This is a genomic window from Thioclava electrotropha (genome assembly GCF_002085925.2).
Classification (GTDB): Bacteria; Pseudomonadota; Alphaproteobacteria; order Rhodobacterales; family Rhodobacteraceae; genus Thioclava; species Thioclava electrotropha.
In genome coordinates this window covers 3899238-3921219 of record NZ_CP053562.1, presented here as the reverse complement: position 1 = coordinate 3921219, position 21982 = coordinate 3899238, and the positions used below count along the sequence as shown (strand labels likewise).

20 protein-coding genes are annotated in these 21982 nt (G+C 65.0%); 8 read left to right on the top strand and 12 right to left on the bottom strand.

Features of this window, described 5'->3' with window-relative positions:
• Positions 1–138: 138 nt before the first annotated feature.
• Both AKL02_RS18675 and AKL02_RS18670 read left to right on the top strand, forming a co-directional pair.
• On the top strand, positions 139–810 hold the full coding sequence (locus tag AKL02_RS18675) for a winged helix-turn-helix domain-containing protein (RefSeq protein WP_083078094.1): 672 nt from the start codon (positions 139–141) through the stop codon (positions 808–810).
• Positions 810–2189 carry a sensor histidine kinase gene (locus AKL02_RS18670; RefSeq protein ID WP_083077976.1) on the top strand — a complete coding sequence of 460 codons (1380 nt, stop codon included), beginning with the start codon at positions 810–812 and terminating at the stop codon, positions 2187–2189. The genes AKL02_RS18675 and AKL02_RS18670 overlap by 1 nt, the downstream gene beginning before the upstream one ends.
• Here AKL02_RS18670 and AKL02_RS18665 read toward each other — a convergent pair.
• Positions 2177–3391 carry an ROK family transcriptional regulator gene (locus AKL02_RS18665; RefSeq protein WP_332836454.1) on the bottom strand — a complete coding sequence of 405 codons (1215 nt, stop codon included), beginning with the start codon at positions 3389–3391 and terminating at the stop codon, positions 2177–2179. The two genes, AKL02_RS18670 and AKL02_RS18665, sit on opposite strands and share 13 nt — an antisense overlap.
• Before the next feature lie 186 nt (positions 3392–3577).
• Between AKL02_RS18665 and AKL02_RS18660 the strand changes: the two genes are divergently transcribed.
• From AKL02_RS18660 to AKL02_RS18650, 3 genes are all read left to right on the top strand, one after another.
• Positions 3578–4588, top strand: coding sequence for a sugar ABC transporter substrate-binding protein (locus tag AKL02_RS18660; protein ID WP_078521667.1), 1011 nt, complete (start codon positions 3578–3580; stop codon positions 4586–4588).
• 101 nt (positions 4589–4689) lie between these two features.
• Positions 4690–5766 (top strand): ABC transporter permease, encoded by a 1077-nt coding sequence (locus tag AKL02_RS18655; protein WP_078521410.1) that lies wholly within the window; start codon positions 4690–4692, stop codon positions 5764–5766.
• A complete protein-coding gene (locus AKL02_RS18650) occupies positions 5763–6545 on the top strand; it encodes an ATP-binding cassette domain-containing protein (RefSeq protein ID WP_083077974.1) in 783 nt (260 codons plus the stop codon). Before AKL02_RS18655 ends, AKL02_RS18650 begins: the two co-directional genes overlap by 4 nt.
• 289 nt (positions 6546–6834) lie before the next feature.
• On the opposite strand, the gene ccrA is transcribed toward AKL02_RS18650, so the two are convergent.
• Positions 6835–8127 (bottom strand): crotonyl-CoA carboxylase/reductase, encoded by a 1293-nt coding sequence (gene ccrA / locus AKL02_RS18645; protein WP_083077973.1) that lies wholly within the window; start codon positions 8125–8127, stop codon positions 6835–6837.
• Positions 8128–8433: 306 nt separating this feature from the next.
• Between ccrA and AKL02_RS18640 the strand changes: the two genes are divergently transcribed.
• The 3 genes from AKL02_RS18640 (at position 8434) to AKL02_RS18630 (ending at position 12848) form a co-directional block, all read left to right on the top strand.
• Positions 8434–10392 carry an ethylmalonyl-CoA mutase gene (locus AKL02_RS18640; protein WP_232621800.1) on the top strand — a complete coding sequence of 653 codons (1959 nt, stop codon included), beginning with the start codon at positions 8434–8436 and terminating at the stop codon, positions 10390–10392.
• 144 nt (positions 10393–10536) lie between these two features.
• The gene (locus tag AKL02_RS18635; protein ID WP_083077971.1) at positions 10537–12081 is read left to right on the top strand and encodes an ATP-dependent DNA helicase; all 1545 of its coding nucleotides are present in this window, start codon (positions 10537–10539) and stop codon (positions 12079–12081) included.
• A 50-nt stretch (positions 12082–12131) separates the two neighbouring features.
• Complete coding sequence (locus AKL02_RS18630) at positions 12132–12848, top strand: SDR family oxidoreductase (protein ID WP_083077970.1); 717 nt, start codon at positions 12132–12134, stop codon at positions 12846–12848.
• Here AKL02_RS18630 and AKL02_RS18625 read toward each other — a convergent pair.
• From AKL02_RS18625 to AKL02_RS18580, 10 genes are all read right to left on the bottom strand, one after another.
• Positions 12845–13669, bottom strand: coding sequence for a TIGR02186 family protein (locus AKL02_RS18625; protein WP_165756980.1), 825 nt, complete (start codon positions 13667–13669; stop codon positions 12845–12847). The two genes, AKL02_RS18630 and AKL02_RS18625, sit on opposite strands and share 4 nt — an antisense overlap.
• Complete coding sequence (locus AKL02_RS18620) at positions 13669–14586, bottom strand: sulfite exporter TauE/SafE family protein (protein WP_078521398.1); 918 nt, start codon at positions 14584–14586, stop codon at positions 13669–13671. The genes AKL02_RS18625 and AKL02_RS18620 overlap by 1 nt, the downstream gene beginning before the upstream one ends.
• Before the next feature lie 78 nt (positions 14587–14664).
• Complete coding sequence (locus AKL02_RS18615; RefSeq protein ID WP_083077968.1) at positions 14665–15465, bottom strand: purine-nucleoside phosphorylase; 801 nt, start codon at positions 15463–15465, stop codon at positions 14665–14667.
• Positions 15449–16414: an ABC transporter permease gene (locus tag AKL02_RS18610; RefSeq protein WP_078542581.1), complete on the bottom strand. Its 966-nt coding sequence runs from the start codon at positions 16412–16414 to the stop codon at positions 15449–15451. Before AKL02_RS18610 ends, AKL02_RS18615 begins: the two co-directional genes overlap by 17 nt.
• Before the next feature lies 1 nt (position 16415).
• Entirely contained in the window at positions 16416–17513 is a 1098-nt protein-coding gene (locus AKL02_RS18605) for an ABC transporter permease (RefSeq protein WP_083077967.1), read from the bottom strand.
• Positions 17513–19195 (bottom strand): ABC transporter ATP-binding protein, encoded by a 1683-nt coding sequence (locus AKL02_RS18600; protein WP_083077966.1) that lies wholly within the window; start codon positions 19193–19195, stop codon positions 17513–17515. Before AKL02_RS18600 ends, AKL02_RS18605 begins: the two co-directional genes overlap by 1 nt.
• A complete protein-coding gene (locus tag AKL02_RS18595) occupies positions 19195–20184 on the bottom strand; it encodes a BMP family lipoprotein (protein ID WP_078521388.1) in 990 nt (329 codons plus the stop codon). The genes AKL02_RS18600 and AKL02_RS18595 overlap by 1 nt, the downstream gene beginning before the upstream one ends.
• 152 nt (positions 20185–20336) lie before the next feature.
• Positions 20337–20762, bottom strand: a complete 426-nt coding sequence (locus tag AKL02_RS18590) for a GNAT family N-acetyltransferase (protein WP_083077965.1) — start codon at positions 20760–20762, stop codon at positions 20337–20339.
• A complete protein-coding gene (gene tsaB / locus AKL02_RS18585; RefSeq protein ID WP_083077964.1) occupies positions 20762–21412 on the bottom strand; it encodes a tRNA (adenosine(37)-N6)-threonylcarbamoyltransferase complex dimerization subunit type 1 TsaB in 651 nt (216 codons plus the stop codon). The genes AKL02_RS18590 and tsaB overlap by 1 nt, the downstream gene beginning before the upstream one ends.
• Positions 21405–21965, bottom strand: a complete 561-nt coding sequence (locus AKL02_RS18580) for a NifU family protein (protein WP_078521382.1) — start codon at positions 21963–21965, stop codon at positions 21405–21407. The genes tsaB and AKL02_RS18580 overlap by 8 nt, the downstream gene beginning before the upstream one ends.
• Between the last annotated feature and the right edge of the window lie 17 nt (positions 21966–21982).

Sequence of the window (21982 nt, the reverse complement as noted above, 5' to 3'; positions counted from 1 at the left end):
CCCTATGTGAGGGCCTAGCCTGTCAGGAACTCTGCGGGAAGATTGCAGAGCTGTTATCCTTTTCACCTTTAGGGGAGGGGTGCGTGACTTGTGCGGTGGCATCGGCCACATATGTCGCGAACCGAGAAAGCGAGTGCGATGAAACTGCTGTTGATCGAAGACGACGCGACCACCGCCGATTACGTTCTGCGGGGCCTGCGCGAAGAGGGCCATACGGTCGACCATCTCGCCAATGGCCGCGACGGGCTGACCCAGGCGCTGGGCGGCAGCTACGACGTGATGATCATCGACCGGATGCTGCCCGAGCTGGACGGTCTTTCGATCACCCGCGCGATCCGCGCCGCGAAGGTCACGACGCCGATCATCTTCCTGACCGCGATCGGCGGTGTGGATGACCGGATCGAGGGGCTCAACGCAGGCGCGGACGATTACCTCGTGAAACCCTTCGCCTTCGGCGAGCTGTCGGCGCGGCTCGCCGCATTGGCGCGCCGTCCGCAGGCGCAGTCGGAACAGGTGATGCTGGAGGCGGGCGATCTGAAGATGGATCTGATTGCGCGCAAGGTGACGCGCAGCGGGCAGGAGATCGACCTTCTGCCGCGGGAGTTCTCGCTTCTGGAATTCCTGCTGCGCCGCAAGGGCCGGGTGCAGACCCGGACGATGCTGCTGGAGGGCGTGTGGGATCTGAATTTCGACCCGCAGACCAATGTCGTGGAAACCCATATCTCGCGGCTCCGGAACAAGGTCGACAAGCCGTTCGACCGTGACCTCATCCACACCGTGCGCGGCGCGGGCTACCGGATCGAGGGCTGATGAAGGCACGTCTGAACCGCGCGGAAATCCTTGCCTCGACGCCGCTGCGGCAGGCGCTCGGGCTGATGGGGATCGTCTTCGCGATCCTTCTGGTGACGCTGGGCTTTGCCTATGTCGCGCTGCGCTCCTCGACCGAGGATTCGATCCGCGCCGATCTCAAGCAGCAGACGGCGGTGTTTCAGGTCGCCGCCAACCCCGAGACGCTCTCGGTGATCGTCTCGGCGGAGGCGCGGGCGTCCGATCCGTCCGAGCGCGCCATCGCCTTCGTCATGTCCGACGGGCGGCAGGTCGGCAATGTGCGGGTCACGCATGAGGGCGACCGCTGGGTCATCTCGCGGCATCCCGAATATGCGCCGCTCTCGAAACATGGATATTTCACGCTGACCATGCCGCTCGCGGGCGGCTTGCTGGTGATCGGCGAGAGCCGCGCGCCGATTGCCGAACTGACCTCGACTTTCCTCGCGATCCTCGTCTTCTCCTTCGTGCCGTCGCTCCTGGTCTCTGCCGCCTATGGCGCGTGGGTCGGGATGCGGGCGCGCAAGCGGGTGAGCGCGATCGAGGAGACGCTCGACGATCTGACCGAGGGGCGGCTGGAGGCGCGGGTGCCGCGTGACGAGATCAAGGCTAAACGCGGCGACGACCTCGCACGGATCGGGGCGCGGCTGAACGTGATGGCCGAGACGCAGGAGGCCACGGTGGCGGCGCTGCGTCAGGTCTCCGCCGATATCGCCCATGACCTGAAAACGCCGATGCAGCGGATCTCCGTGCTGCTGTCGGAGCTGCAAGAGGCTTTGCCCGAGGACACGCCGCCCCGGGCGCTGGCCGAGCAGGCAGGCACCGAGGCCGAACGCGCGGTGGCCGTGTTCCACTCGCTCCTGCGGATCGCGCAGATCGAGGGCGGCAGCCCCAAGGCACGCTTCGCGCGGGTCGATCTGGGCGCGCTCGCAGCCGATATCACCGAGCTTTACGAGGCGAGCGCCGAAGAGGCGGGCGGGGCGCTGACCCTGCAACGGCCCGATGCGCCGCTGATGGTGCATGGCGACCGGGGGCTGCTGGGGCAGATGCTGTCGAACCTGATCGAGAATGCGATCCGTCACGGTGGCCCCGCGCCGAAGATCTCGGTGCACCTGTCGCGCGAGAACGGCGCGATCATTCTGAGCGTGGCCGATCGGGGTCCCGGCATTCCTGCGGCCGAGCGCGAGAAGGTTCTGCGCAGGCTTTATCGGCTGGAACGCTCGCGCACGACGCCGGGCAACGGGCTGGGGCTTGCGCTGGTTCATGCGGTGGCGGGGCTGCACGAGGCGGAGCTGGAACTGTCCGACAATCGCCCCGGCCTGATCGTGTCGCTGCGCTTCGCCGCGCCGGGTCAGTCGGCCTGATCGGGCAGGTCGATCTCGGTCAGGAAACGCAGGCTCAGCGGCAGGGTCGCGGCCCCCAGCGCGCGCGCATCGGGGCCCACCTGACCCTCGCGCACGATCGGAACGCCCGCGCCCGAGAGGTTGATTTTCGCCAGTTCCGCTTCGGTGGCGGCGACGAGCCGCGCGCGCAGATCGTCAGGCATCCAGCCGTCGATCACGATCGCGTCGAGATCGCACAGCGCCGCCGAGGACGCGGCGACAGTCGCGAGACCGCGCGCCGCTTTCGCGAGCCAGTCCTCGACGATGTCTTCGGGAAGATCCCACACATCGCGCCGCTCCCAGAGGAAACTCGCATCGAGGCCACGCTCCGCCATGGCCGCTTCGATGGCTGAGAGCGAGGCCACGTCGAGCAACTGGCACTGGCCGCCGTGACCGTCGGGCACCGGCATCGAGGCAAGCGCGCCAGCATTGTTGTTGGGACCGGTCACAAGCGAGCCGCTCATCACCAGCCCGCCGCCCACGAAGAAGCCCACGAACGCATAGAGGAAATCGTCCGGCAGGGTCTGGTCGCCCAGCAACAGCTCAGCCGAACAGGCGGCGGAGGCGTCGTTTTCCAGCACCACGGGGAACGGGTAGATCGCTTCCAGCTCGGTGCGGATGTCGCGCTCGCGCCAATCGGCCATCGCACTTTCGTCCAGCCCGAGCGCGACGCCCCAGTCCCACATCCGGAACGGCGCGCCGATGCCGAGACCCGAGATGCGTTCGCGTTTCGAGGCGGGCAATTCCGTCACCATCCGCGCGATCGCGTCGATGGCGAAGGCGATGGTATCGGCGGCGGTGGGGTAGTCGTGGCGCGAGACGCTGCGCGAGATCGGCGTGCCCATCATGTCGATCAGGATCACCTCGCTGCGGCGGCGTCCGACCTTCAGGCCCAGAAAATAGGCGCCTTCCGGGTTCAGGCGCATCGGCACCGTGGGCTGGCCGACCTTGCCGCGCACCGGGTCGCAGCGCAGCAGGAAGCCTTCATCTTCGAGCGCACGCATGATGACGGAAACGGTCTGTGCCGAGAGGCCCGTCATCCGCGCGATCTCTGATTTCGCCAAGGCGCCGCGGCGGCGAATCAGCGACATCACCAGCCGTTCGTTGCGGTTGCGCATCGAGGAATGATCCGTGCCAATTTTCACCGGGGCGGTCTTGATCATTTCCATCACGCGCTGGGGCACAGTTCATTCTCCGAGGCTGCTCGCGCTTAAGTTACGCTGAGTATTTATCGGCTTCCAGAGGGTGTTCTGTCAATTAATAAATCCACGTGATTTATCTATTGACGAGTCGCCCCGTCTTCGCACATGATTTGCCTCGAAGCCGATCGGAGAGACGGCTGAATTGTTTCTGGGAGGAGACCTGACATGATGAAGAAAACCGCAATTCTCGGTGCGACCGCGCTTGGGCTGATGGCGACGGGCGCTTGGGCGGAAACCACCGCCTGCCTGATCACCAAGACCGACACCAACCCGTTCTTCGTGAAGATGAAAGAGGGTGCCTCGGCCAAGGCCAAAGAGATGGGCATCACGCTCAACACCTATGCGGGCAAGCTCGACGGCGACGTGGAAAGCCAGGTCGCGGCGGTCGAAAGCTGCATCGCGGCAGGCGCCAAGGGTATTCTGATCACCCCGTCCGACAGCCGTGCGCTTGCGCCCGCGGTCACGAAGGCGCGCGAGGCCGGTGCGCTGGTGATCGCGCTCGACACCCCGTTCGAGCCCGCCGACACTGCGGATGCGACCTTCGCCACCGACAACTTCAAGGCAGGCGAGCTGATCGGTCAGTGGGCCAAGGCGAAAATGGGCGACAAGGCCGCGGATGCGAAGATCGGCTTCCTCGACCTCAACCCGAGCCAGGTTTCGGTCGATTACCTGCGCGATCAGGGCTTCATGAAGGGCTTCGGCATCGACATCAAAGACGAGAAAAAGATCGGCGACGAAGACGATCCGCGCATCGTCGGCCATGACGTGACCAACGGCAACGAGCAAGGCGGCCGCACCGCGATGGAGAACCTTCTCCAGAAGGATCCGGGCATCAACGTCGTCTACACGATCAACGAGCCCGCTGCCGCCGGTGCCTATGAGGCGCTGAAATCGGTCGGCATGCAGGATCAGGCGATCATCGTCTCGGTCGATGGCGGCTGCCCGGGCGTTCAGAACGTCAAGGAAGGCATTATCGGCGCGACCTCGATGCAGTTCCCGCTGAAGATGGCCTCGATGGGCATCGAAGCGATCGCGGCCTTCGCGAAGGATGGCACCAAGCCGCAGAACTCCGAAGGTCTCGACTTCTACAACACCGGCGTGACGCTGATCACCGACCAGCCGGTCGACGGCATCGACTCGATCTCGTCGGAAGAAGGCCTGAAGCAGTGCTGGGGCTGATCCCCGCCTGAAAGACCGGAAGGGCCGCCCCGCGCGGTGGCCCTTTCCTTTGGGCCGCGTGACGGCCTTTCACCCCACATTGCACAAAGAGGATGACGGACATGACCCAGACCGTTCCGCCTCGCGGCCAGTCCTTCGAGCACGGCCTCGACCAAAGCGACAAGACCGTCGCGGCCTTCAAGAGTAAGAAACGCGGGCTTCTCGGCACGATCCAGCACGGGCTGCACGGCAATCCGACGATGGTGCCGGTGATCGTGCTACTGCTGTCCGTCGCCGTGTTCGGCCTGGTCGCAGGGGGCAAGTTCTTTTCCGCCTTCAACCTGACCCTGATCATGCAGCAGGTCTCGATCATCGGGATGCTGGCTGCGGCGCAATCGCTGATCATCCTGACCGCAGGTATCGATCTGTCGGTGGCCGCAATCATGGTGCTGATGTCGGTGATCGCCGGCAACCTTGCCGTCTATATGGGCGTGCCCGCACCGATCGCGCTGCTGATTTCCTTCGCCGGCGGCACCGGCGCCGGTTTGCTGAACGGCTTCCTCGTCACCAAGGTGAAACTGCCGCCCTTCATTACCACGCTCGGCACCTGGTCGATCTTCTACGCGCTGAACCTGTGGCTTTCGGGCGCGCAGTCGATCCGCTCGCAGGATATCGACAAGTTCGCGCCCCTTCTGAAATTCTTCGGCAACACGATCACCGTCGGCAACGCGCGACTGACCTACGGTTCGGTCCTGATGGTCGTGGTGTTCCTCGTGCTCTGGTATCTGCTGAACAAGACCGCCTGGGGCCGCCACGTCTATGCCGTGGGCGACGACAAGGAGGCGGCGGAACTGGCGGGCATCCGCACCGACCGCACGCTGCTGTCGGTCTACGGTCTGGCCGGCCTCGTCTGCGCGATCGCGGCCTGGGCGTCGATCGGCCGCGTGGGCTCGATCTCGCCGCAGGCCTTCTACGAGGCGAACCTGCATTCCATCACCGCCGTGGTGATCGGGGGCATCTCGCTCTTCGGCGGGCGCGGCTCGATCCTCGGCGCATTGTTCGGGGCGCTGATCGTGGGCGTGTTCCAGTCGGGGCTGCGGCTCGCGAATGTGGACGTGCTCTGGCAGGTCTTCGCCATCGGCTGGCTCATCATCATCGCGGTCGCTATCGACCAATGGATCAGAAAGGTTTCGGCATGACGCAAGAACCCATTCTCACCGCACGCGGTCTGGTCAAACGCTATGGCCGCGTCACCGCCCTCGACGAGTGCGACTTCGATCTCTACCCGGGCGAAATCTTGGCCGTGATCGGCGATAACGGGGCCGGGAAATCCTCGCTCATCAAGGCGATTTCCGGGGCCGTTACGGCCGACGAGGGCGAGATCAAGCTCGAAGGCAAATCGATCTCCTTCAAGAGCCCGCTCGAGGCGCAGGATGCGGGGATCGCGACGGTCTACCAGACGCTCGCGCTCTCTCCCGCGCTGTCGATCGTCGACAACATGTTCGTCGGGCGCGAGTTGCGCCGCGCCGGTCCGATGGGCAAATGGCTGCGGATGCTCGACAAGCCCGCGATGCGCGCCTTCGCCCGCGAGAAGCTCAACGATCTGGGGCTGGCGACTATTCAGGACATCGATCAGGCGGTCGAGACGCTGTCGGGTGGTCAGCGTCAGGGCGTGGCCGTGGCCCGTGCGGCGGCTTTCGGGTCGAAAGTGATCATCATGGACGAGCCGACGGCGGCGCTCGGCGTGAAGGAGAGCCGTCAGGTGCTGAACCTGATCCTCGACCTCAAGGCAAAAGGTCTGCCGATCATCCTGATCTCGCACAACATGCCGCACGTCTTCGAGGTGGCGGATCGTGTCCACGTCCACCGGCTGGGCAAGCGGCTCTGCGTGATCGATCCGAAGAACCATTCGATGTCGGATGCGGTGGCCTACATGACCGGCGCGAAGCAGCCCGAGGATGCGAACGAAGCCGCTTGAGAGCAGGCAAGAGAACACGAAGCGCCCGGTCCAAAAGGCCGGGCGTTTTTCGTTTGGGACTGCGTCCTTGGCGCGGGGCGACTAGCCCCGGGCCGCGCCCGACCCTCCCCCTGGGAGGGCGCATTGGCGATGCCAGCGCAGGCACGAATGAGCGACGGGCTTGCGAGATAAAGCGCCCAGCCACGAACCGATCAAGCGCCCACCCAAGGCTCGGGCGCGCCCCTCAACCCCCAAAAAGAAAACCCGCGCCCTCCCGAGCGCGGGTTTCCCGTGAAACATCAAGGGGTCGTCAGCCGCGGCGACCCGCTTCCAGCGCGTCCTCGAAGGTACGCAGCCCGGTTTTCGGGGCCTGAACCAGCACCGCCATGTTGCCCGGCTTATGCTCGTTGCGCAGCATCTTGGTATGAGCCTGCGGGATCTGATCCCACGGGAAGACCTCGGACATGCAGGGGTCCAGACGCCGCTCCACCATCAGCTTGTTGGCCGAAGCCGCCTGCTTGAGGTTGGCGAAGTGCGAGCCCTGCAGGCGCTTCTGGTGCATCCACATGTAGCGCACGTCGAAGGTGCAGTTGAAGCCCGAGGTGCCGGCGCAGATCACGACCATGCCGCCCTTCTTCACGATCAGGGTCGAGACCGGGAAGGTCGCCTCGCCGGGGTGTTCGAAGACCATGTCCACGTTCACGCCCTTGCCGGTGATGTCCCAGATCGCCTTGCCGAACTTGCGGGCCTCTTTCAACCACTCGTTATATTCCGGCGTGTTGACCGTGGGCAGCTGCCCCCAGCATTTGAAGTCCTTGCGGTTGATCACGCCCTTGGCGCCCTGATCCATCACGAACTGACGCTTGCTCTCGTCCGAGATCACGCCGATCGCGTTGGCGCCTGCGGTGTTCGCAAGCTGGATCGCGTAGGAGCCCAGACCGCCCGAGGCCCCCCAGACCAGCACGTTCTGGCCGGGCTTGAGCTCATGCGGGTGGTGACCGAACAGCATCCGGTAGGCGGTGGCCAGCGTCAGCGTGTAGCAGGCGCTCTCTTCCCAGGTCAGGTGCTTCGGGCGCAGCATCAGCTGCTGCGCCTGCACGCGGGTGAACTGCGAGAACGAGCCGTCATGCGTCTCGTAGCCCCAGATCCGCTGGCTGGGCGAGAACATCGGGTCGCCGCCGTTGCACTCCTCGTCGTCGCCGTCGTCCTGATTGCAGTGGATCACCACCTCGTCGCCGACTTTCCAGCGTTTGACCTTGTCGCCCACTTTCCAGACGATGCCCGCCGCGTCGGAGCCCGCGATGTGATAGGGCTGCTTGTGGCCGTCGAAGGGCGAAATCGGCACGCCGAGACCGGCCCAGACGCCGTTATAGTTCACGCCCGCGGCCATCACGAGGACGAGCACTTCGTGGCTGTCGATCTCCCAGGTGTCGACGACTTCCTGCTGGAACGACTGCTCGGGCTCGCCATGGCGTTCGCGACGGATCGCCCAAGCGTACATTTTCGGGGGGACGTAGCCGAGGGGCGGCATCTCGCCGATCTCGTAAAGGTCCTTCTCCGGCGCATCGTAGGGCGCGATACCGGTTTCCTGATCAAGGGCCATGGCTTTCTCCTGTCTGTCCTTGCCGCGCCGCAGAATCGGGCGGTGTTCGTTCAGAGGGATACGCATGGCTGCGCAACTTTTCAATCCCTGACGTTCCGTTTTTGTAATTTTATGTCCCTCTCGATTTTTGGGCTGCAGGCAAACCCCTATTTATAAAGCTTCGCGTCGCGGACGCTGCGTGAAACCAGTCACGCCGCGTTGCAGCGAATTGACAGGATCACAAAATTCAATTTAAACCATCTCAACGCGCAACAATATTGCGCAGCGAAGATTCGTATTCCGATGGAGGCCGCCATGACCGACACGATGCCCGCCAAAGACCGCCCCTGGCTGTTTCGCACCTATGCGGGCCATTCCACGGCTGCCGCCTCGAACGCGCTCTATCGCAACAACCTCGCCAAGGGGCAGACGGGCCTCTCCGTGGCTTTCGACCTGCCGACCCAGACCGGCTATGACAGCGATCATGTCCTGTCGCGCGGCGAGGTGGGCAAGGTCGGTGTGCCGGTCTGCCATCTGGGCGACATGCGCGCGCTGTTCGATGAGATCCCGCTCGAGCAGATGAACACCTCGATGACGATCAACGCGACCGCGCCGTGGCTCTTGTCGCTCTACATTGCGGTGGCCGAAGAGCAGGGCGCGGATGTGTCGAAGCTGCAGGGGACGGTTCAGAACGATCTGGTGAAGGAATACCTCTCGCGCGGCACCTATATCTGCCCGCCGAAGCCCTCGCTCGCGATGATCACCGACGTCGCGGCCTATACCCGCGAGCACCTGCCGAAATGGAACCCGATGAATGTGTGTTCCTATCACCTGCAGGAAGCCGGGGCGACGCCGCAGCAGGAGCTGGCCTTCGCGCTCGCGACCGCGATTGCGGTGCTGGACGATCTGAAAACCAAGGTGCCGGAAGAGGCCTTCCCCGCGATGGTCGGGCGGATCTCCTTCTTCGTGAATGCGGGCATCCGCTTCGTGACCGAGATGTGCAAGATGCGCGCCTTCACCGAGCTGTGGGACGAGATCTGCCGTGATCGCTACGGCGTCGAGGACGAGAAATTCCGCCGTTTCCGCTATGGCGTGCAGGTGAACTCGCTGGGCCTGACCGAACAGCAGCCCGAGAACAACGTCTATCGCATCCTGATCGAGATGCTGGCCGTGACGCTGTCGAAAAACGCGCGCGCCCGCGCGGTGCAGCTGCCTGCGTGGAACGAAGCGCTCGGCCTGCCGCGCCCGTGGGATCAGCAATGGTCGCTCAGGATGCAGCAGATCATGGCCTATGAGACCGACCTTCTGGAATATGGCGATCTCTTCGACGGCAACCCGGCCGTGACCGCGAAGGTCGAGGCGCTGAAGGACGGCGCGCGGGCCGAACTGGAAACGCTCGACTCGATGGGTGGGGCGATCGCCGCGATCGACTACATGAAGTCGCGTCTGGTGGAATCGAATGCCGCGCGGATCAATCGCATCGAGGCCGAGGAAACCATCGTCGTCGGCGTGAACCGCTGGCAGCAGGGCGAGCCCTCGCCGCTGACCGCAGGCGATGGCGGCATCATGGTCGTCGACCCGGCGGTGGAGCAGGAGCAGATCGACCGCCTGAACGCCTGGCGCGCCGAGCGTGACGAGGCCGCCGTGCAGGCCGCGTTGGCTCAGCTCAAGGCGGACGCGAAGGCCGGCAAGAACATCATGGACGCCTCGATTGCTGCCGCGAAAGCGGGCGCGACCACCGGCGAATGGGCGGGCGTGATGCGCGCGGTTCATGGCGAGTATCGCGGCCCCACGGGCGTCTCGCGCTCGCCCTCGAACCAGACCGAAGGGCTCGACGATATCCGCGAGGCCGTGGATGCGGTCAGCTCGCAGCTGGGTCGTCGCCTGAAATTCCTCGTCGGCAAGCCGGGCCTCGACGGCCACTCGAACGGCGCCGAGCAGATCGCCTTCCGCGCCCGCGATTGCGGGATGGACATCACCTATGACGGCATCCGCCTGACGCCCGAACAGATCGTCGCCAAAGCAATCGAGGACGAGGCGCATGTGGTGGGCCTGTCGATCCTGTCGGGCTCGCATATCCCCCTGATCGAGGAGCTGATGGAGCGGATGCGCGCGGCTGGCCTCGACCATGTCCCGGTCGTCGTCGGCGGGATCATCCCGGATGAGGATGCGAAGAAGCTCCTGAGCTTCGGCGTCGCGCGCGTCTACACGCCCAAGGATTTCGAGCTGAACCGGATCATGATGGATATCGTGACGCTCGCGACCCCGGCCGAGAAAGCCGCCTGAGCGCGCAACCCGTTTGGGATCGGGAAGAAGCGGCGTCTTCTTCTCGACCCAAATATCCCCGCCGGAGGCTCCCGGCGTCGGACCCCACGAAAACCGCGCCCTTTCGCCCTTCCGCCCGCCAAGGCGCGCAGGTAAGGTCGCGCCATGACGACCCTCATGATCCAGTTTTCCGAGGACCAGGCCGAGGCTTGGGATGCCGTTGCTTCCGCGCTCGAGGCGGCGGGGGTCGATATTCTCGAAGGCGCGATGACGCCCGAAAGCGGCAGCAAACGCGTCCTTTCGGTGATCGGCAAGGCGGGATCGGGCAAGACGCTGCTTCTGGCGGAGCTTTATAAAGCGCTGGAGGCGGCAGGCGTCGATCTGGTCTCGGGCGATTTCGAGGGCAAGCGGCGCAAGGAAAAACGCACGCTGGCGATCCTCGCGCCCACGAACAAGGCGGCGAGCGTGTTGCGCTCGCGCGGGGTGCCCGCGACGACGATCCACCGCATTCTCTACACCCCCGTCTACGATCCCGAATATGAGCGGATCGCGGAATGGCTGACCGGGCAGGGCGAGCGGCCCAAGCCCGAACTGCTGATCGAGATGGGCCTGACCGAAGCGACGCTCGACCGGGCGAAGGCGTTCTACGAGCTGCACAAATCGATCCCGGCGGCGCTGGCCTCGGCGGGGCTGCGCGGCTCGGATTTCATCAATGGCTGGAAGCGGCGCGAAGATCCGCTCGATATCGGGTTTGTCGATGAGGCCTCGATGCTCGACGAGCGCCAGTTCGACGATCTGCGCGAGATTTTCCCGACGCTGGTGCTGTTCGGCGATCCGGCGCAGCTGGCGCCCGTGAACCAGTCGGGCGAGATGGTCTTTGAGCGTCTGCCCGACGAGCGAAAACACATCCTGCACCGTATCCACCGGCAGGCCGAGGATAACCCGATCCTCGATCTGGCGCATATGCTGGGCGATGAGAACCTGACCTTCGAGCAGTTCGAGCGCGAGATCGAGAAGGCCGCCGCCAAGGACGATCGCGTCGTCTGGGCCGAGCGGGTGGAGAGCGATCTGATGGCGCGCTCGCCGGTGCTGGTCTGGCGCAACGCGACGCGCATCCGGCTGATCCATGCCTTCCGCGCCGCGCATTCCGCGCCGGCCGACATGATGCTGCCGGGCGAGCCCTTGATCTGCGACGGGATCGAACTGCCGGTGAAACACCGCAAGAAGCGGATCGATCTGGAGGCGCGCGGCCTGATCAAGGGCGCGCAGGTGATCTATCTCGGCCCCGGCAAGAAGCCCGGCTTCTCGCGGCTGCATGTGATGGGGGCGGAAGATCCGCGGCTCTCGGCGGCCTCGATCGTGAAGATCGAGATGCCGGACGAGGAGGAGCCGTTCATTCCTTTCGCGGCCCGGATGGGCGCGACCTTCCTGCATGGCGCGGCGGTGACGATCCACAAGGCGCAGGGCTCGCAATGGGAAGACGTGCAGGTCTTCGCGCCGGATATCTATGCGGCCTACCGGGCAGGGCGCATCGAGGCGGGCATCCCGCTGTGGAAGCGGCTGGCCTATGTCGCGATCACCCGGGCGCAGCATCGGCTCTTGTGGGTGGTGCGGGCGCGGCTGGCGCGGCCCTCGGCGCCGCTGACCATTGACGATCTGCCGAAAGGCGGCGGTAAGCTGGAACTGAAAGCCGAACCGCAGGACGGATAGGGCAGGAGCCTCCGGCGGGGATATTTGAGCCAAGGCGAAGGAGGGGCGAGATGGGCGTGATGGTGGTGACCGGGGCGAGCGCCGGGATCGGGCGCGCGGTGGCAGAGGCCGCGCTGGCCGAAGGCTGGCAGGTCGCCTGTCTGGCGCGCTCGGAGGACAAGCTGGCGGAGGTCGCCGCGCAAGGCGACGGGCTGGCCGTGGCCTGCGACGTGAGCGATGCAGCAGCGGTGGAGCGCGCCTTCGCCGAGGTGGTCGCCAGGTTCGGCCGGATCGACGTGCTGTTCAACAATGCCGGGATGTTCCCGCCTGCGGCCTTGCCCGACGAGGTTACGCTGGAGGATTGGGACGCCTGTATCGCGGTGAACCTGACGGGGAAGTTTCTCTGCGCCCGGGCCGCTTTCGCGCAGATGCGCAAGCAGGCGCCGCGCGGCGGGCGGATCATCAATAACGGCTCGATCTCGGGGCAGGTGCCGCGCGCGAAATCGCTCGCCTATACGACCACCAAGCACGCGATCAACGGCATGACCAAGCAGATCGCGCTGGATGGGCGCGATTTCGACATCGCCTGCGGGCAGATCGACGTCGGCAATGCGCGCACGGGGCTTCTGGCCAACATGGATTCGGCGGCGACCAAGACGGCGGAGCCCACGATGGACGTGGCCAATGTCGCGCGCTCGGTGCTGCATATGGCCTCGTTGCCGCTCGAGGCGAATGTGCTCAACATGACGGTGATGGCGAGCGCGATGCCCTTCGTCGGGCGCGGTTAACGCACGAAACGGAAGATCGCGGCGGCGGCCCAGCCTGCGAAGACCGCAAGCGCCAGCGACAGCAGCCCGTAAAGCGCCGCATTCTCGTGCGCGAGCGTGTAGAGCCAGCGCTCCAGCCCGACTTTGCGCACCTCGATCGCGGATTGGTATTTGTCCACCAGCTTGCCGTCGCGCAGCAGGAAGATACGCGTCTTGTAATCGCCCTCGGTGAGGTTCGCAGGCAGCGCGAAATCGGCGCGGAACAGCGTGTTGTCCACGATATGCACGCCGCCGGTCTCGAGTTTGTAGAGCCCCTGTTCCTTTCGGATATCGACGAGCGCCTCGGTGAAGGGGATCGAATCGTCGACGGTGATCGGACCGGAGAAGGCGCGCATCGCGAGCGGAATCGAGATCCGCTGCTGGATGTCGGTGCGCCGATTGAGGATATCGCCGAGCGGGCCGGAAGTGGCGACGGCGTAATAGCTGGGGGCAGCGGCGACGCCGACCGAAGCCGTGTTCACCCAGATCCCGAATTCACGCGATTTCTTGCGGATGGTGACCGGGCCGAGCGGCCCTTCGAGCGTCACGATCACCGCGAGTTTCTGCCCTTCGGGCTCCGGCGTCTCGCGCTTGATCGCGCCATAGATCAGGATTTGCGACCCGTCGAAAGAGGTCGTGATCCCGATATTGTCGCGGCTGAGGCCCGCCACGATCTGCTCGTCGGGTTCGGGGCGATTGGTGATCGGCATGCCCGGACGCGCAGGCAGAACCTGTTGATCCTGTGCCAGAGCGGGCAGGGCGACGGCGCAGAGGCCGAGAGCGAGGAGGGCGGTGCGGATCATCATTCGCCCCCCGTCGCGATGGAGTAGAGGTTGCTTGGATGCAGCACGAGATCGAGGCCGAGCTTGCCCGCGACGATTATCACGAGAAGCGCCAGCAGGATGCGCAGCTGTTCTGCCTTGAGGCGCGCGCCGAGACGCGAGCCGATCTGCGCGCCGATCACGCCGCCGACGATCAGCAGGAGCGCCAGCATCACGTCCACCGTCTGGTTGGTGATCGCGTGCATCAGCGTGGTGAAGGCCGACACGAACAGGATCTGGAACAGCGAGGTGCCGATCACGACCTTGGTCGGCATGTTCAGCAGATAGATCATCGCCGGGACCATGATGAAGCCGCCGCCGACGCCCATGATCGCCGCGAGGATACCGACCGCGACCCCGACCAGCAGCGGCGGGATCACTGAGATATAGAGGCCCGAGGCGCGGAACTTGAACTTGAAGGGCAGCTTGTGGACCCAGGTGTGCTGCACGCGCTTCTTGCGCACGCCACCGCCCTTGCGCTGCTTTTGGATGGTGCGGATGCCCTCTTGCAGCATCAGAAGGCCGATCAGGCCGAGGAAGACAACGTAGCAAAGCTGCACCGCGAGGTCGATCTGGCCCAGCTCGGTCAGCAGATTGAAGACGTAGATGCCGCTTGCCGAGCCGAGCAGGCCGCCCACCAGCAGCACGAGACCCATCGGAATGTCGACCGCCTTGCGCTTGAGCTGCGCCAGAACGCCCGACACGGACGAGGCGACGACCTGGTTCGCGCCGGTGGCCACGGCGACGGAAGGCGGGATGCCGATGAAGAACAGAAGCGGGGTGATCAGGAAGCCGCCGCCCACGCCGAACAGGCCCGAGAGCAGCCCCACGATGCCGCCGAGCCCCAGCAGGGTGAAGATATTGACCGAGACTTCGGCGATGGGCAGGTAGATCTGCATGGACTGCACCCGCTGAGGAGGTTGCATCGTTAGTGTCCCCGAAGGGCAGGCGAAGTCAAACCCCGCCGTGCCGCAGGGTTACAACTGTTGCAGATATCGTCGCAAAACCTGTTCGAGCTTGGCCGCACCCATCGGCGCGATCGCTTTGGTCTGCTCGTGGCTGATATTTTCCTGCGCCATGCCCGCCCCCATATTGGTGATGACGGAAACGGCGGCCACGCGCAGCCCGAGGAACCGGGCGAGGATCACTTCCGGCACGGTCGACATGCCCACCGCATCGGCGCCGAAGACTTTCGCGGCGCGGATTTCGGCGGGGGTCTCGAAGGTCGGGCCGGAGAACCAGCAATAGACGCCTTCGGGCAGTTCGACCCCTTCGGCCTTCGCCGCGGCTTTGAGCCCGGCGCGGATGTCCGGGTCATGCGCCTCGGTCAGCGGCACGAAACGCGCATCCGAGGGCTCGCCGATCAGGGGATTGTTGCCCGAGAAATTGATGTGATCGTTCAGCATCATCAGCCCGCCGGGCTGGATGTCCTCGCGCAGGCTGCCAGCCGCATTGGTCAGCAGCAGGCTCTCGCAGCCGAGCTCCTTGAGGATTTCCAGCGGCAGGCGCATCTCGGCGGGGTTGCCGTGTTCATAATAGTGAACCCGACCGCCGAAGACGGCGACGCGAACGCCTTCGAGCGTGCCGATCACCAGCTTCGGATTGTGGCCCGAGACGCCCGCATGGGGAAAGCCCGGAAGCTCCGAATAGGGGATCGCCACGCCCTCGATCTCCTCGGCCAGATGGCCGAGGCCGGAGCCGAGGATCAGGCCGAGGCGCGGGGCCTCGTCGCCTGCGCGGTCCCGGATGAGGGCAGCAAGTTCAGCGCTCTTTGACATAGGGCTGCCCCCCTGCACGCGGCGGGATCGCCTTGCCGATGAAGCCCGCGAGAATGATCACGGTGAGGATGTAGGGCACCGCCTGCATGAACTGGATCGGCAGGGTGATGACGCCCAGATCGATATTCGGATAGCGGTTCGAGATCGCCTCCAACAGGCCGAACAGCATCGTCGCCCCAAGTGCCGGAACAGGCCGCCATTTCGCGAAAATCAGAGCCGCGAGAGCGATATAGCCGCGCCCGGCGGTCATTTCCTTCACGAAGCCAGCCGCGAGGCCGGTTGCCAGATAGACGCCGCCCAGACCCGCTAGCACGCCGGTGATGGCGACGGCGGTGTAGCGCATCCGAATGACCGAGATACCCGCTGTGTCGACCGATTCCGGGTTCTCGCCCACCGCGCGCAGGCGCAGGCCGAAGCGGGTGCGGAACAGCACCCACCAGGTGATCGGCACCATCGCGAAGGCGACATAGACGAGGATCGAGTGGCCCGAGATCAGGTTCGAGTAGATCGGACCGAGGAAGGGCACATCCTTCACCGCCTCGGCGCCGGGCAGGGTGATCGGATCGAAGCGCCCGTTGCCCGAGAGTTGCGGCGTGCGGCCGCCCTGATGGAACCAGCTTTGCGCGATCAGAACGGTAAAGCCCGAGGCAAGGAAGTTTACCGCGACGCCGGAAATCAGCTGATTGCCGCGGAAGGTGATCGAGGCGAGGCCATGCACGAAGGCGAGGCTCATCGAGCCCCCGACACCCGCAAGAAGGCCGAGCCACGCATTGCCCGTCACCGCCGCGACCGCGCCGGAGAAGAAGGCGGCCATCAGCATCTTGCCCTCGAGGCCGATGTCGAAGATGCCCGCGCGTTCCGAGAACAGACCCGCGAGGCAGGCGAGCAGCAGCGGCGTGCCGAGGCGAACGGCGCTATCGAGAATTTCGATGATCGTTCCGAAATCCATCTCAGGCCTCCTTCCGGGCGTTGGCGCGCGCGACGAAGAAGCTCTCGATCGGTGCGCGCAGCATGTTGTCGAAGGCCCCGGTGAACAGGATCACGAGCGCCTGGATCACGGTGATCAGCTCGCGCGGGATCGTGGTTTCCAGCGCCAGCTCGCCGCCGCCCTGGTAGAGGAAGCCGAAGAGAAGTGCCGCGAGGAACACGCCGAACGGGTGGTTGCGGCCCATCAGGGCCACTGCGATCCCGATGAAGCCCGCGCCCTCGACCGAGTTGAGCACGAGGCGATGTGCCTCGCCCATCACGTTGTTGATCGCCATCAGGCCGGCGAGGCCGCCCGAGATCAGCATCGCCGCCATCACGATCTTCACTGGCGAGATGCCGGCATAGCGCGCCGCCGACTCCGACCGCCCGAAGGCGCGGATCTCGAAGCCCAGTTTGGTGCGCCAGATCAGCACCCAGACGAGGTAGCAGGCGAGGATCGCCACAAAGAACGACACGTTCGCCGGGACCGATTTCGAGAAGAACTGACCGACGAGCGGGAAGTCATGGAAGGTCGGCAGATGGGTCGCAGGCCCGAAGCGCGCGGTGGCCGGGTCCATCGAGCCGCGCGGACGCAGCACGTTGACCAGCATGTAGTTCAGCACCGCCGCGCCGATGAAGTTGAACATGATCGTGGTGATCACGATATGGCTGCCGCGCTTGGCCTGCAGATAGGCCGGGATCGCCGCCCATGCCGCGCCGAAGATCGCGCCGCCCGCCATCGCCGCAATCAGCGCGATGGTCCAATGCGGCCACGGGAAGGCCAGCAGCACCAGCGCCACGCCAAGCCCGCCGAGCGTCGCCTGACCCTCGCCGCCGATATTGAACTGGCTGGCGTGATAGGCAACGGCGACCGCGAGGCCGGTGAAGATGAAGTTGGTCGCGTAGTACAGCGTGTAGCCCCAGCCATAGGGCGAGCCGAGCGCGCCCGAGACCATGACCTTGATCGCCTTGATCGGATCTTCGCCGATCAGCAGCACCACGATCCCCGAGATCACGAAGGCGATCAGCAGGTTGAGGAGCGGGATCAGGGCCACGTCGACCCATTTCGGTGTCTTTTCCATTATTGGCTCTCCTCGGGCGCGGCGATCGTCCAGCCGTCCATGCCGCGCACGTCCTCGCCGCCCATGCCCGCCATCAGGCAGCCCATGCCGGTCTGCGTGGCGGTCTCGACGGGGCCGATGCCCATGACCTGCCCGTCGAACATGACTGCGACCCGGTCCGAGAGCGCCCGGATCTCGTCAAGCTCGACCGATACCAGCAGGATCGCAGCGCCTTGGTCGCGCAGTTCGATGATGCGTTTGTGGATGAATTCGATCGCGCCGATATCGACGCCGCGGGTGGGTTGGCCGACCAGCAGCAGCGCCGGGCTTCGTTCGATCTCGCGGGCCAGCACGATCTTTTGCTGGTTGCCGCCCGAGAAGCTTTTCGCGGGCAGGGTCGGGATCGGCGGGCGCACGTCGAAGCGTTCCATCGCCTCGGCCGTGTGGGCCACGATCCCCGCATTGTCCATCACGAAGCGGTTCTTCTGATAGGCCGGATCGGAGTGATAGCCGAAGACCATGTTCTCCCACGCAGCGAAATCGAGGATCAGGCCGAGGCTGTGGCGGTCTTCGGGGACGTGCGAGATGCCCCGGCGGCGGCGCGACTGACCGTCGCTATGCTTGCCGGTGAGGTCGATCTCTTCGCCGTTGATGCGAATGTTGCCGGTGCCCTTGGCGAAACCGCCGAGGATTTCCAGCAGTTCGGACTGGCCGTTGCCCGCCACGCCCGCGATGCCGAGAATCTCGCCCGCGCGGATTTCAAGATTGATGCCCTTGAGGCGCTCGATCCCGTCTTCGTCTTTCACGCGGAGGTTCTCGACCTCCAGCACGGTTTTGCCGGGCTGTGCGGCGGTCTTGTCGACGTTGAGCAGAACCTTGCGGCCGACCATCAGCTCGGCCAGTTGCTCGGGCGAGGTCTCGGCGGTCTTCACCGTCGCCGTCATCTCGCCGCGGCGCATCACGCTGACCGTGTCGGTGATCTCCATGATCTCACGCAGCTTGTGGGTGATCAGGATGATCGTCTTCCCTTCCTTGCGGAGGAAATCGAGGATGCGGAACAGGTGGTCGGCCTCGGCGGGCGTCAGCACCCCCGTCGGCTCGTCGAGGATCAGGATATCCGCCTGACGATAGAGCGCCTTGAGGATTTCCACGCGCTGCTGGTGGCCGACGGATAGCTCTTCGATCTTCTCGTCGGGATCGACGTTGAGCTCGTATTCCTCGGCGAGGCGCTTGAGTTCCTTGCGGGCCTTGGAGAGCGAGGGGCGCAGCAGCGCGCCATCCTCGGCACCAAGGATGATGTTCTCGAGCACGGTGAAATTCTGCACCAGCTTGAAGTGCTGGAAGACCATGCCGATGCCGGCGCTGATCGCGGCCTGGCTGTCGGGGATATGGGTGTGCTTGCCTTTGATCCAGATCTCGCCCGCATCCGCCTTGTAGAAGCCGTACAGGATCGACATCAGCGTGGATTTCCCCGCGCCGTTCTCGCCGATGATGCCGTGGATCGTACCGGGCATGACCCGGATCGAAATGTCCTTGTTGGCCTGCACCGTGCCGAAGGCTTTCGAGATGCCTTTCAGCTCGATCGCGGGCGCGCCCGTGGGCGTGGCGGCAGCGTGGGCCGCTTCGGCCGCATCGCTGGCGTTTTCAGTGGCAAGGGCGGCAGTTGCCTGCCGCCCCGCGTTGTTCGACTCTGTTGTGCTCATCACTCGACCGGGCAGCTGTCGTCCGACATGTAGTCATGCACTTCGATCTTGCCCGACGCGATGTCGGCTTTCGCCTGCTCAACGGCTTTTTCCATCTCGGGCGTGACGAGCGACTTGTTGTTGTCGTCCATCGCGACGCCGACGCCGTTCTGGGCCAGACCCATCACCTTGATGCCCGGCTTCAGATCGGGGCCCGCCGAGAACGCGTCATAGACGGCGTTGTCGACGCGCTTGAGCATCGAGGTCAGGACCTTGCCCGGGTGCAGGTAGTTCTGGTTGCTGTCCACGCCGATCGACAGGACGTCGCCATCCGCGGCTGCCTGCAGAACGCCGATGCCGGTGCCGCCGGCGGCTGCGTAGATCACGTCCGCGCCCTGGCTGATCTGGGCCTTGGCGATCTCGCCGCCCTTCACCGGGTCGTTCCACGCCGCCGGGGTGGTGCCGGTCATGTTCTGGATGACTTTCGCGTCGGGGTTCACGGCTTTCACACCCTGAACGTAACCGCAGGCGAATTTGCGGATCAGCGGGATGTCCATGCCGCCGACGAAGCCGACGGTGCCGGTTTTCGACGCCATCGCGGCCATCATGCCGACGAGGTAGGAGCCTTGCTCTTCCTTGAAGACGATCGACTCGACGTTGGGCTGGTCGACGACCATGTCGACGATCGCGAATTTGGTGTCGGGGTAGTCGGGAGCGACGGTGTTGAGCGTGTCGCCGAAGGCGAAGCCGGTCATCACGATCGGGTTGGCGCCCGACTCGGCGAGTTTGCGCAGGGCCTGCTCACGCTGAGCTTCCGACTGCATTTCCAGTTCCTTGTAGGAGCCGCCGGTCTCTTCGGCCCAACGCTTGGCGCCGTTGAAGGCGGCCTCGTTGAAGCTCTTGTCGTATTTGCCGCCCAGATCGTAAATGATCGCGGGATCGGCCAGCGCGGCCCCGGCGCTCAGCGCGAGCGCGGTCGCGGCGCCAAGGAACTTGGTGAAATAGGTCATGGATTACTCCCGAACGTTATGGCCCTGTTGGATAAGCCTGTTGGCGCGCTCGGTTCAGCGCGCGGACAGGCCGATTTGGGCAGAGCTTGCCAAGGGGGTCAAGCGTCAAGTTGTGGATGACGCGAGGTCGCAAGACAAATTTGATTGAACGGTCAGCTTGTCGCTCTAGCGAGCGGCAAAGTGAGAACCAGCGCGTCGATGCGCTCGCCGTCCGGGCTGCGGTAATACCCCTTGCGACGCCCCGATTCCTTCCAGCCGGTCGCAGCATAAAGCGCACGTGCGGCGTCGTTCTCGGCGGAGACTTCGAGGAAGGCGCTTTCGGCCCCCAGCGCTTCGGCTTCCTGTGCGAACCGCTCCACCAGCGCGCGGCCGGTGCCGTTGCGGCGGCCTTTCGGGTCGACCGCGAGGGTCAGTAGCTCGGCTTCGCCCGCGATGACGCGTCCCAGCAGGAAGCCTCGATTTTCGTTCAACAGGAAGGTGCCGGGGCCGCGCATCAGATCCCGGAATTCGGCCTCGTTCCACGGGCGCGGTGTGGTGAAGCAGGCGGCATGCAGCTCGGCGAGGGCTTCGGCGCGCATCAGTCGAGGATCCTCGGCGGCGGGTCGGAGGGCGGAGCGGCATCGGCCGCGCGCAGGTAAAGCGGGGCGGGGCGCTCTCCGGGGATGAATTCGCGAGAGGCTGCGATCCGTGCGATGGCTTCGGCCGGTGCGAAGGCTGCAGGCGCGGCAGTGGAGCCGATCCGCTGGGCGACCTCTTCGGCGGCGGAGCCGATGCAGGTCAGACCGGGTTCGGCCAGACCTTCGGGCAGCGCGTCGAGCTCATGCAGATCCAGCGGGATGGCCTGTGCGGTGCGGAACCCATCGAGATAGACGCGTTCCCGAGGTGCTGCGACGGCGGCAAGCACCGGACCTTCGCTGCCGAATTGTGCGGCGTCGGTGATCGAGACGCCGAGCGCCGGGGCCCGCAGGCTCAGCGACAATCCACGCGCGGCGGAGACGGCGATGCGGACACCGGTGAAATTTCCCGGCCCGATCCCGACGCCGATCCGCGTCAGGTCGCGCCAGCCGACGCCCGCCTCTGCGAGCACCTCTTCGAGAAGCGGCATCAGCCGTTCGGCCTGTCCGCGTCCCATTTCCTCGTGTCGCGAAACGAGGCAGTCATCACCCGACAGCAAAGCGGCCGCGCAATGCGCGGCCGATGTGTCGAAGCCTAGCGTCAGATCAGGCATTGACCGGACGGACCTCTGAAACCTCGGGGATGTAGTGTCTGAGCAAGTTCTCGATCCCCATCTTGAGCGTCAGTGTCGACGAGGGGCAACCGGCGCAAGCGCCCTGCATGTGCAGGTAGACCACGCCACGCTCGAACCCGTGGAAGGTGATGTCGCCGCCGTCCTGCGCCACGGCCGGGCGCACGCGGGTGTCGAGCAGTTCCTTGATCTGCGAGACGATCGCGCCGTCCTCGCCGTCATGCTCGGCATGGCCCGAGGGCGCGGCTTCGCCTTCGATCACCGGGGCGCCGGATTGGAAATGCTCCATGATCGCGCCGAGGATCGCCGGTTTCGCGTGATCCCAGCTGGTCGCATCGTCCTTCGTCACGGTCACGAAATCCGAGCCGAAGAACACGCCGGTCACGCCGGGCACTGCGAAAACGCGCTTGGCCAGCGGCGATTTGGCCGCCGTCTCGGCGGTGGGAAAATCAGCGGTGCCGGTCTCCAGCACGGTCTGGCCGGGCAGGAATTTCAGCGTCGCGGGGTTCGGGGTCGTCTCGGTCTGAATAAACATCGCGTGCCTCCTTGGCT